At 40.0% G+C, this 11,563-nt stretch carries 9 protein-coding genes; 8 read left to right on the top strand and 1 reads right to left on the bottom strand.

Going from position 1 to position 11,563, the window contains the following annotated elements; translation table 11 throughout:
* Positions 1-74: 74 nt before the first annotated feature.
* The 8 genes from V7K61_RS30000 to V7K61_RS30035 all read left to right on the top strand — a co-directional run bounded on the left by V7K61_RS30000 (position 75) and on the right by V7K61_RS30035 (position 9,234).
* Complete coding sequence (locus tag V7K61_RS30000; protein WP_335059271.1) at positions 75-221, top strand: DUF4089 domain-containing protein; 147 nt, start codon at positions 75-77, stop codon at positions 219-221.
* Between the two features lie 191 nt (positions 222-412).
* The gene (locus V7K61_RS30005; RefSeq protein ID WP_335059248.1) at positions 413-1,426 is read left to right on the top strand and encodes a homogentisate phytyltransferase; all 1,014 of its coding nucleotides are present in this window, start codon (positions 413-415) and stop codon (positions 1,424-1,426) included.
* A 3-nt stretch (positions 1,427-1,429) separates the two neighbouring features.
* Complete coding sequence (locus tag V7K61_RS30010) at positions 1,430-1,903, top strand: tetratricopeptide repeat protein (RefSeq protein ID WP_335059250.1); 474 nt, start codon at positions 1,430-1,432, stop codon at positions 1,901-1,903.
* Positions 1,904-2,324: 421 nt separating this feature from the next.
* On the top strand, positions 2,325-4,478 hold the full coding sequence (locus V7K61_RS30015) for a hybrid sensor histidine kinase/response regulator (RefSeq protein ID WP_335059252.1): 2,154 nt from the start codon (positions 2,325-2,327) through the stop codon (positions 4,476-4,478).
* 642 nt (positions 4,479-5,120) lie between these two features.
* Positions 5,121-6,347 carry a tetratricopeptide repeat protein gene (locus V7K61_RS30020; RefSeq protein WP_335059254.1) on the top strand — a complete coding sequence of 409 codons (1,227 nt, stop codon included), beginning with the start codon at positions 5,121-5,123 and terminating at the stop codon, positions 6,345-6,347.
* A gap of 92 nt (positions 6,348-6,439) precedes the next feature.
* The gene (gene cobA / locus V7K61_RS30025; RefSeq protein WP_335059257.1) at positions 6,440-8,026 is read left to right on the top strand and encodes a uroporphyrinogen-III C-methyltransferase; all 1,587 of its coding nucleotides are present in this window, start codon (positions 6,440-6,442) and stop codon (positions 8,024-8,026) included.
* A gap of 63 nt (positions 8,027-8,089) precedes the next feature.
* On the top strand, positions 8,090-8,686 hold the full coding sequence (gene coaE, locus V7K61_RS30030; RefSeq protein ID WP_335059259.1) for a dephospho-CoA kinase: 597 nt from the start codon (positions 8,090-8,092) through the stop codon (positions 8,684-8,686).
* A gap of 242 nt (positions 8,687-8,928) precedes the next feature.
* Entirely contained in the window at positions 8,929-9,234 is a 306-nt protein-coding gene (locus V7K61_RS30035; protein WP_335059261.1) for a hypothetical protein, read from the top strand.
* Between the two features lie 526 nt (positions 9,235-9,760).
* On the opposite strand, the gene V7K61_RS30040 is transcribed toward V7K61_RS30035, so the two are convergent.
* Positions 9,761-11,164, bottom strand: a complete 1,404-nt coding sequence (locus V7K61_RS30040; RefSeq protein WP_335059263.1) for a hypothetical protein — start codon at positions 11,162-11,164, stop codon at positions 9,761-9,763.
* Positions 11,165-11,563: the final 399 nt, after the last annotated feature.

Consider the following 11,563-nt stretch of genomic DNA (forward strand, 5'->3'; position numbering starts at 1 on the left):
AACTTAAGTCATGACAATCCTACTCAAACGTGACGAACGGCAAGTATTTTGATGTCGGTGAGTATGTTGACCAAATGGAGTTGTTGTTGGATTTGGAAATCAGAGATGAGTATCGTGATGGTGTGGTGGCAAATTTTGAGAGAATTAGTGCGATCGCTAATCTTGTAAATTCTTTCCCTTTACCAGAGGAAATTGAAATTGCAACAGTTTTTGAACCATAATCAATCGCTTCAAAAATAGCTATATTGATGTTTAAATATTTTTACTTAGTTTGAAATATAACTAGAAATACCGTAGTCCGAGCTTGGGAGAGAGATTTAGAGTGAGGTTCTTTGATTCATGCAAGAAGTCTAATGACCAAATTCTGTGACAATGATTAACAACCAAGCAGAATACTGTATCTAAGCTACTCATGAGCCAAAGTTCTCAAAACAGCCCTTTACCAGGCAAACCTGTTCAATCATATTTCCAATGGTTATACGCCTTCTGGAAATTCTCTCGCCCTCACACAATTATTGGTACAAGTCTGAGTGTTTTTGGTTTATATTTAATTGCCATTGCTATAAGTAGAGACGCGATTAATCATATCTCTACAGACGCGATGAATCGCGTCTCTACAAGCGCTATTCATCACGTCTCTACGTATTCCCTACTCCCTGTCTTCGGTGCATGGATTGGTTGTCTGTGTGGCAATGTTTATATTGTGGGGCTGAATCAATTAGAAGATGTGGAAATTGACAAGATTAATAAGCCTCATTTACCCTTAGCGTCTGGTGAGTTTTCCCAGCAAACTGGGCAATTAATTGTTGCTTCTACTGGAATTTTGGCGCTGGTTGTGGCGTGGCTAACTGGCCCGTTTTTATTGGGTATGGTAGCAATTAGTTTGGCCATTGGTACTGCTTATTCTTTACCGCCAATTCGCTTAAAACAGTTTCCCGTTTGGGCGGCGCTGTGTATTTTTTCGGTGCGGGGTACGATTGTTAACTTAGGTTTATATCTGCATTACAGCTGGGCGTTGCAACAAAACCAAACAATTCCGCCTGTGGTGTGGGTGTTGACGTTATTTATTTTAGTGTTTACCTTTGCGATCGCTATCTTTAAAGATATCCCCGATATGGAAGGCGATCGCCTCTACAATATTACTACTTTCACCATCAAACTTGGGCCCCAAGCTGTGTTCAATCTGTCTCTTTGGGTAATAACTGCCTGTTATCTGGGAATAATTCTGGTTGGGGTGCTACACGTCGCCTCAGTTAACGCCATATTCCTGGTAGTCACTCATTTGGGGCTATTGGCTTGGCTGTGGTTGCGGAGTTTGACGGTAGACTTACAGGAGAAAAGTGCGATCGCTCAATTCTACCAATTTATCTGGAAACTCTTTTTTATGGAATATCTGATTTTTCCTATCGCCTGTCTTTTGGCTTAGACAATGCTAGAAACCTTTCCCACTAGTTCGATTATCGCTGCTGTTGTAGTTGTTCTGAGTCTGTCAATCCTTGGCTATTTTGCTTGGAAAACTTTGATAACTTCAGACTTGTTTCAAAAAGGTATCAATCTTGCCCAAGCAAAAGATTACCAAGGTGCAGAAGCAGCTTTTCGCAAAGTGATTTCCATCAACTCTACTAATGATGTCGTGCGCTTGTTTTTGGGAGATGTTTTAAACCAGCAGGGACAAGTAGAAGAAGCAACAGAATTATTTCGGGAAGTAATTCGCCGCAGTCCGAAAAATCCTGATGCTTATTTGCGTCTGGCGAATATCCTCATGCAGCAAGAGCGAGAAGAAGAAGCAAAAACTAACCTGCAACAAGCTAAAGATTTATTACAAAAACAGCGCCAACCTGAAAAAGCTAAAAAAATCACTCAACTGTTAGATAAAATGAGTGCTAAGTCAAGCGAATCTTAAGTTTAATGAGAATTGCAGAGATTAAATTTTCCTGTTGTGTCTCCTAATTTTTTGCCATTCCCATCATTATGGTGAGAATGGTTTTTATTTGGGAATTTACTATTGTATACCATAATTATGTCCGCAATTTCCGCAAATTTGACCACTCTCTTCACAGCCCTTACAATTGCAATCGGATGCGCGGCAAGCTCCATAACCACAATGAATTTATTTAGGCTTTAGAAGAGAAAATATTAGGAATTTTAAATGATTGATTTTTGCAAAACAGCGATGATACTAACAGCCTTTTTGTTGTGTAAAGACATATTGTAGTCTCCTTAAGCAGTACAGAAATTAGACAGTAATATTTTGGGACTAGAATAGTATTAAGCAACGGCAAAGATTTAGTAGTAGATTTTATAGCTTAAATAATCCAATATTTATGTCAAATATAATATCAGAATTGTGGACTAACTTTTTTACATCAGAATCATTTATTCCACATGGGCACTGCTATCTATGGCAAACGAATTTAGTTTGGTTACATATATTATCTGACGCATTCATTGCACTAGCTTATTACTCGATTCCAGCTACACTCTTCTACTTTGTCCGCAAGCGACAAGATTTGCCCTTTGATTGGATTTTTTTGCTGTTTAGTGGATTTATCGTGGCTTGCGGCACTACTCATTTAATGGATATTTGGACACTTTGGTATCCAACCTATTGGGTGTCGGGGTTTCTTAAAGCAGTAACTGCAATAATATCTGTAATTACCGCCTTAGAGCTTGTGCCTTTAGTTCCACAAGCACTGGCACTTCCTAGCCCCACTCAATTAGAACAAGCAAATCAAGAACTTCAAACCCAAATAGCCGAACGCTTATCGGTAGAGGAGGAACTGCGAAAATACCAGAATCATCTCGAAGAAATGGTTGCTGTTCGCACCAATGAAATTACTAAAACTAACGAACAATTACAACAAGAAATTCTTGAACGTCAACGCATCTTAGAAATTCTCCGGCAAAGCGAAGAACGCTACCGTTACTTGGCTGAGGCAATTCCTCAACTTGTATGGACAACGAAACCTAACGGTGAATGTGATTTTTTTAATCAAAATTGGTGTGAATACACTGGGCTAACATTAGAGCAGTCTTTGGGTTCTGGTTGGTTGGCTGCATTGCATCCAGATGATGTTCAAAGAGCTGATAAAGTGTGGTCTGATGCTGTCAAAAATAGCACTATATATAACACTGAATATCGCTTTAAACGAGCTGCTGATGGCTCTTTTCGTTGGCAGCTAGCGCGAGGTTTACCACTCAAAGATGAGCAAGGTTTTGTAGTCAAGTGGTTTGGAACCTGTACAGATATCCACGAACAAAAACAAATACTTGAAGAACGAGTGCACCTGCTGGAACTAGAACAAGTAGCACGAGCAAAAGCAGAAACAGCCAATCGAATTAAAGATGAATTTTTAGCCGTCCTCTCTCACGAACTACGCACTCCACTCAACGCAATTCTCGGCTGGTCAAAGTTGTTGCAAACCCGGAGGTTAGACCAAACAAAGACATTTGAAGCCCTAGCCACAATCGAGCGAAATGCTACCTTACAGGTTCAACTCATTGAGGACTTGCTGGATATTTCCAGAATTTTACAAGGCAAACTGACGCTGAATATCACGAAGATTAACCTCAAGTCCACGGTATTGTCGGCACTACAGACAATGCAGTTAGCAGCAGAAACAAAGTTGATTGAGGTGAATACAGTATTTGAACCGGGTGTGGGACAAATTATGGGCGACTCGACTCGTTTGCAGCAAGTCGTCTGGAATCTCCTTTCTAACGCAATCAAATTTACACCCAGGGGAGGAAAGGTAGAAGTGCGACTCCAGGAAACTGATGGCTATGCTCAAATAATCGTTAGCGATACGGGTAAGGGAATTAGCGCTGACTTTTTGCCATTCGTGTTTGATTACTTTCGCCAAGCAGATAGCACCTCTACGAGAAGTTTTGGTGGATTAGGACTGGGATTAGCAATTGTGCGTAATATTATCGAAATGCATGGCGGCATCGTCAAAGCAGATAGCCACGGTGAGGGTCAAGGGGCAATATTTACTGTTAGCTTACCGCTTCTGCCAGATGAAAGTCCAAAGCTGACGGATGGACAAAATTCCCCTGCATTCTTAGCTAGTAACTCCTTACCTCTGAATGGCATCAGGGTTTTAGTTGTCGATGATGATACTGATTCACGAGATTTTGTTGCTTTTGTATTAGAGCAAGATGGGGCTTTTGTGATGGCAGTATCTTCCGCTGAAGAAGCATTACAAGCCTTAGCAGAGGTCAAGGTAGATGTGTTGGTAAGCGATATTAGTATGCCCGATATGGATGGCTATATGTTAATACATGAAGTGAGAACTCGGACACCAGAACAAGGTGGGCAAATTCCAGCAATTGCCTTGACTGCCTTTGCGAGAAACAATGACCATGAAAAAGCCCTAAAGGCTGGGTTTCAGATGCATTTATCCAAACCTCTTAACCCAGAAAAATTAATTGCAGCGATTGTTAAGTTGATGGAAACAAAAGTGTCAATAATTAACTAAAAAGCAATACAGTGCAGATAAGCCAAAAACCCAGAGATAGAGCAATAAGGTTCAGTTAAGGCTTAACGCTTTGTCAAAGTAAATTTTTTTAACGAACCGCAAAGTACGCAAAGTACGCAAAGGAAAGAGAAGGAAGAACTTGTTAACTGAACTGTATTGAGATATAAAGACACGATTTATAGCAATCCTAAATGATTCGTGAAAAGTTAGATCCCCGACTTCTTTAAGAAGTCGGGGATCTGGGCACTGAGAATTTTCACAAATTAGATAGGATTGCTATATCATGTCTTAAAAGACCAATCGTCCACATCAATAACTCTTAACCCAAGCGTATCGACCTAAAAACGACTTTTTACTTTTAATAAAGTACCGTCTATTAGACTTCTTGCATCAATCAAAAGCCCTCACCCTAAATCCCTCTCCCAGTTGTGAGAGGGACTTTGAAATTACAAATAGACATTTATATGAGATTACACTTGTATCAAGTTAGCTTAATCACTTATAATTCCTGCTATAACTCCGCCAAAGCTACGCTTTTGCTCCCCGAATAGCAAGTGAGGAAGGGCTGAGATGGGGTATTTTTATGATGGCAATTAGCCTAACTTGACATTATATGTAAACCAAGCAGGTAAGGTAATAAAAATGCTGAAAAACAAGAATCTACTGGTAGCAGCTATTATCTGCTTGTGTTTGAGTAATGGGAATACTGCCTTTGGTAAAAATGTTGGCGTTATTCTAGCAAAAATTCAAAATACTCAGTCCGCAGTCATTCGCAACAAAAACGCAGTTGCTAACTTCGAGCAAGGAAGCAATCTCTATAAACAGGGAGATTTAAAAGGAGCGGAGGCAGCTTTTCGGAAGGCAATTGAACTAGAACCCAATTTTGCACAAGCCTATATAGCCTTGGGAAATACTCTCGACGATCGAGGTAAACCACAAGAAGCGATCGCTCAATACAATAAAGCCATTAGTCTCGATCCTCAAGACTCTAGAGCATATTTTAATCTGGGTTTGACTTTAGCAAGACTGAATCAGTTAGAACCTGCGATCGCCCAATATCAGAAAGCCATTAGCCTTGAACCTAAGTATGCTGAAGCTCACTATAACTTAGGAAATGCTCTCTACGCTCAAGGCAAGCTAAAAGAAGCAGTTACCGAATATACAGCAGCAATTCGCCTCAAACCAGACTATGCGCCGACTTACACTCGTTTAGGAAATGCTCTGTACGATCGAGGTGAGTTAGCAGAAGCAGTTACTCAGTATAAAAAATCTATTAGCTTCGATCCTAACTATGCAGACGCTCACTATTACTTAGGAAACGCCTTGTACGCTCAAGGAAAGCCAGCAGAAGCAATCGCCAACTATACCGAAGCCATTCGCCTCGATCCAAAAAATCCAGCAGGTTATAATGCCTTGGGAAATACTCTGTACGCTCAAGGAAAACTAGAAGAAGCGATCGCACATTACCAAAAAGCCATCAGCTTCGCTCCCAACTATGCAGACGCTCATTATAATTTAGCAAGTGTTTTTTACGCTCAAGGCAAGCTAACAGAAGCAATCGCTGGCTATACCGAAGCGATTCGTCTCGATCCCAAACACGCACAAGCTTACACAGGTTTGGGAAACGCGATGGACGATCGAGGTAAACCTCAAGAAGCGATCGCACATTACAAAAAAGCCATTAGCCTTGTACCCAACGATGCATTCACTTACTATAATTTGGGAATCACTTTGGGAAGACAACAACAGCCAAAAGAAGCGATCGTTAATCTCAAAAAAGCCAGAGAATTATTCCAAGCTGAGAAAAACAAAGAGATGGTTGAGCAAATCGATCGGCTAATCCAAAAAATTAATACCCAGACGAATTGAATATGGGGCAGGGGAGCAGGGGAGCAGGGGAGCAGGGGAGCAGAGGGGCAGGGGAGAATAACTACTGACAAATGACAAATGACAAATGACAAATGACAAATGACAAAGGTAAAGTCTACCTCGTAGGTGCTGGGCCTGGAGATGCAGAATACCTGACAGTAAAAGCTTACAATCTCTTAGCTACTGCTGAGGTGTTAGTCTACGATGCTTTAGTAGATGCTCAATTATTGCAGTGCGTACCAGATGATTGCCTGAAATTAGATGTCGGTAAACGCGGTGGCAAACCCAGTACAAGCCAAGCAGAGATTAACAAGTTACTAGTAAAGCACTGTCTGCAAGGAAAACAAGTCATACGGCTCAAATCAGGCGATCCGTTGATTTTTGGGCGCTGTACTTCCGAAATTGAAGCGTTGAAAGCATCCGGTTGTGATTTTGAACTAGTACCAGGAATTTCCTCAGCCCTTGCAGCACCTTTATTGGCAGGAATTCCCCTAACAGATCCGGTGTTAAGCCGCACTTTTGCAGTGCTTACAGCTCATGAACCAGAGGTTTTAGACTGGGAAGCGCTGTCACGCTTAGAGACACTGGTAATTTTGATGGGAGGGCGACATCTACCAGAGATTGTAGATCAACTGGTAAAACACGGGCGATCGCACTTAACACCCATTGCCATCATCCGTTGGGCAGGAACTCCCGATCAACAAATTTGGACAGCGCAACTGGGCAATATTCTGGAACAAACCGCCGGATTATCCCTTTCTCCTTCGGTAATTGTAATTGGCGAAGTTGTTGGGCTACGCAAGTACTTACAACCTGAGAAAATAGATTGTCAGGTTTCTACTACAGGCAAAACTTTTAGCCCCCCTGCTATGTCAAGCAATTTCCCCCTATCTCCCCTTACTGGTAAAATGATCTTGGTGACACGTTCAGTTGGCCAATCGAGTCAATTTAGCGATCGCCTCATTGCATCAGGTGCAACAGTCATCGAAATGCCTACCTTAGAAATCGGCCCGCCCTCCAGTTGGGAAGCTTTGGATAATGCGATCGCTCATTTATCTGACTTCGACTGGTTAATTCTCACTTCTACCAATGGCATAGACTACTTTTTTGAAAGGCTTATTGCCCAAGGTAAAGATAGCCGTGCCTTAGCTGGCATCAAAATTGCCGTCGTTGGTGAGAAAACAGCCCAAGGTCTCAAACAACGCTCTCTGCAAGCAGATTTTATACCCCCTAACTTTGTTGCCGATTCTTTAGTGGAAAATTTCCCAGATAAATTAGATGGTAAAAAGGTGTTATTTCCCAGAGTTGAAAGCGGCGGCAGAGAAGTTTTAGTTAAGGAATTAACTCTCAAGGGAGCAAAGGTGATAGAAGTTGCGGCATATCAATCTTGTTGTCCTAGTAGTATTCCACCTGCGGCAAAGTTAGCTCTCCAAAACCGCAAGGTAGATGCAATCACCTTTGCCAGTTCTAAAACTGTACAATTTTTCTGTCAACTTACTAATAGTATATTTTCCAACAACTCTGATGCTAGCCAATTATTAGAGGGAGTTTGTATTGCCTCTATCGGCCCCCAAACCTCCAAAACTTGCCATGATTTATTCGGACGTGTCGATGTAGAAGCCGAAGAATACACTTTAGATGGTTTAACCCAAGCACTGATCGCATGGGCGACTTCGTAGATAAAGGGGCAGGGGAGCAGGGGAGCAGGGGAGCAGAGGAGAATGACAAATGACAAATGACAAATGACAAAACGTATAATCGGCTTAACTGGAGGTATTGCCACAGGCAAAACTACTGTCACCAATTATTTAGCTAGCACTTATAACCTGCCGATTTTGGATGCAGATATTTATGCTAGAGAAGCAGTATCTTTCGGTTCGCCTATTTTGGGTGCGATCGCTCAACGTTATGGCGAACAAATTTTACTACCAGATGGCAGCCTCAACCGCCAAAAGTTAGGCGAAATTATCTTTAATCGTCAAGATGAACGCAACTGGATAGACAATTTGATTCATCCTGATGTGCGCGATCGCTTTCTCAAAGCAATTGCTCAGTCTTCGTCAAAAATACTGGTGTTAGTAGTGCCTCTATTATTTGAAGCTGGGATGACTGATTTGGTAACAGAAATCTGGGTAGTGCGTTGTTCCCAAGAACAACAACTACAAAGATTGATACAACGAAACCATTTAAATACAGAACAGGCACGAGCCAGGATTAACAGCCAATTATCCATCGAAGAAAAAGTGGCTCATGCAGATGTCGTTTTAGATAACTCTTCTACCCTAGAAGTACTACTGAAGCAGATAGATGTAGCTCTCGCCACTACAAGTAGTTACTAAATTATATTGATATTAAAATATATACATATATGACATTTTCAAGACATAAAAAGCTTATTAATTAATACTAGATAGTTAAGCAAAAAACTTATATCTCACCAAATCTCGTCCAACAGTTAGGTGATTTTACAGTTGAATCTGCGGTTAATAGTACTGTAAATTTAAAAGAATCGGCTTTTAAATGAATTATAAGTTCTATTTTTTAAATGTTTTTAAGTGCCTTCTCTTCAATCAGAACAGGTATGAACTTAAGTTTTAGTTTTTTCAATAAATTATCTCTGGTTATCTCTCCAATAACAGAATTAAAACAAAAGAATAAAATCCATGATTACAGACAACAAGTTTGTGGAGGCGACTACATATTTGAGCGTCTCAATGAAGGAACAATCGGTTACATGACTGGAGTAGGGAAAAGCGTTAAAGCTTGCGATCGCATTATTTTACGAGAAGGTTGTGAATCTTATCAATATCAAGTTGAAGAAATTGATTACTATTCAGATCCATCTGATATGTGGATAGCTTTACTCAAGCAAATACCGAATGACTAAATATTAAAGTCAACCAGTTTCTTCAATTCTAGAGTTCAATACAGTTCATAATGAGCAACAAAATCCTGATATAGAGACGCAATTTATCGCGTCTCGAAAGATCAATTATCTACACGATTCTCCTTCTTTTACTAGAGAATAATAAAAGTAATACCAATTGGAAAAAAGAATGCGCCAAATAGACCATTTGTAGAGACGCGATTCATGAGCCAGCGCGTTGCGGGGGTTCCCCCCGTTGTAGCGACTGGCGTCGCGTCTTTACCCAAGGATGTGTTGCTTGTTATAAGGGCAGTGATATCATGTCCGCATAATTAGTTATGCTAACCACAGTCATTGCACCCCACACGCCAGTCGCTCATGGGGGAAACCCCCAAGACCGCGCTGGCTCCCCTTAATCCCCTCCCCGCAAGCGGGGAGGGGAGACAAAGCGTAGCTTTGGCGGGGGTGGGGTTCTTCGAGTTTAATAAGCAATCAAGCGGACATGATATGAGGTATAAAAACCTCACTCAACCGAGAACAGCTATATCTATGTTAAATCGATCAAAAAATGAGCTATTAAAGTATTTCTTTCATAGGATAGCAAGTAAAGATGCAAAAGATTTGGATTATCTTTATCAAGGTGCATCACTGAACCATCAACTGCTAAGTGGTGATGATCTATCCACCTCTCCTGTGAATCTAGTAAAAAACTGAAATAGGGGCTGACATCTGGATGATTTTTTGTTAATTCTTCATAGCTTTGATAAAAAGGAGGTATCCCAATTCCCATCGGCATATATAAGCCTTTAGAATAATCTGCTACAGGCAATTGGGGAAGCGTTTTCAGATTAACGCCACTGATGAATAATCTATTTTTCTCACCAGTCTTGGTATCTGTGAATCCTAGCTCAATTTCCTGTAAATTTTGTTCAACACCAATTGGTTTAATGTTCCTTAAAATGGCTTTGTCAAATTTGCCTATTCTCCAGTATTGATTTCCCCAAGGCTTATTTTGATCGTAAAATCCTGGCGCTCGAAAACTTGCAAACTTAACTTCATTTTTAACGTCGTAAAAATCTCTCCATTTAGTGATGTTGGTCGCTAGCGTAGTTCTAACTTTTCTACTTTGCTCTCCTGATACAATTATCCTCTCATCAAGGGGGAACTGAGTAGCAACTTCTTTTTGATCGATTACATTTCTTAAAAGATTAGTTTTTACTATTGTGCCACTCGGATCTTGCCAGTGTTCTAATTTCCACCAATGCTCCCAATATGAAATATTATTAATTTTTTCAAAAATATTTTTGTAATGTCCAATTGGGAAAGTAAACCAACTTTGATAATAAAGGGATTTGTTATTATCCTCTTTAGTAAAAAGTAAAATTTCCCAGAATCCGGCATTTAAGCAATTATTAGCCAAAGCTATCTCTACAATATTTTGCTTTTCAAAACCATCTCCTCCAATAATTTCTATATTTTTGGAATTAGCAGGAAAACTAATCTGTTGCCTATTCCACTCCCTATCTGTAAAAGCGATTATTTCTAAACCTCGATCTTTTTTAACCCATTCAGGTGCTTTAGGAACCAATAGCTCTAAATCAACATTTTTTATAACTATTTTTGCCGTATGTTTGTCTGTTGCTTCCAGTACGAAATCGAAATGCGTATCATCTTTCTTAATAAGTGTTAATTTTCGATTAGAATATCTTTTAAAATTTTTTCCTAATGGTGCAGGATTGGCTGGATAATCGACATTAGATAATTCTTGTAGTTTTACACTCATCTGATTATCAAATTTATATCTAGATTTAAACCAGAAACCACCGAGTCCCAGCAAACCAAGGCAGAGAATAAGAGTACTAAATAAAATCTGTTTCTTCGTGACTCTGAAATTAGCTTTGCCGAATTGGGAAATACCTGCAATTTTTTCTTTCGCAGAGATGTTTTTCATCAGAGAAATTTATTTTTATGAGAATGCTGATTAACAGCATACCATTCTGCAAAACGGATGTCTTATTTCTCTTTTCAACGAAAGTGTTAATAAACGTTTATCTGCAATTAAGGGTTTAATACCAATTCTTATTTTTCCTTTATTACACTTACAGCAAACCCCTAAAGCGCCTACGCATAGGCTGAAACCTGTATTTATTAGGAAAATTGGACTTTTTCAACTTCACCAGAATTAGTCACAATAGAAAAAGTTTCACGCCTCAAAGCAAAACTTTTACCGAAGAAAGGCAGAGGGCAGAAGGAAGAAAATAGTGCGATTCGTTGATTAGTAAATCACGGTATCCAGTCCGCAAATAACTAATCCAGCCCGACAGCAGATTACTGTCAATAAAGGCTGAAC

Source organism: Nostoc sp., from assembly GCF_036918015.1.
In the GTDB taxonomy this organism is placed as follows: Bacteria; Cyanobacteriota; Cyanobacteriia; order Cyanobacteriales; family Nostocaceae; genus Nostoc.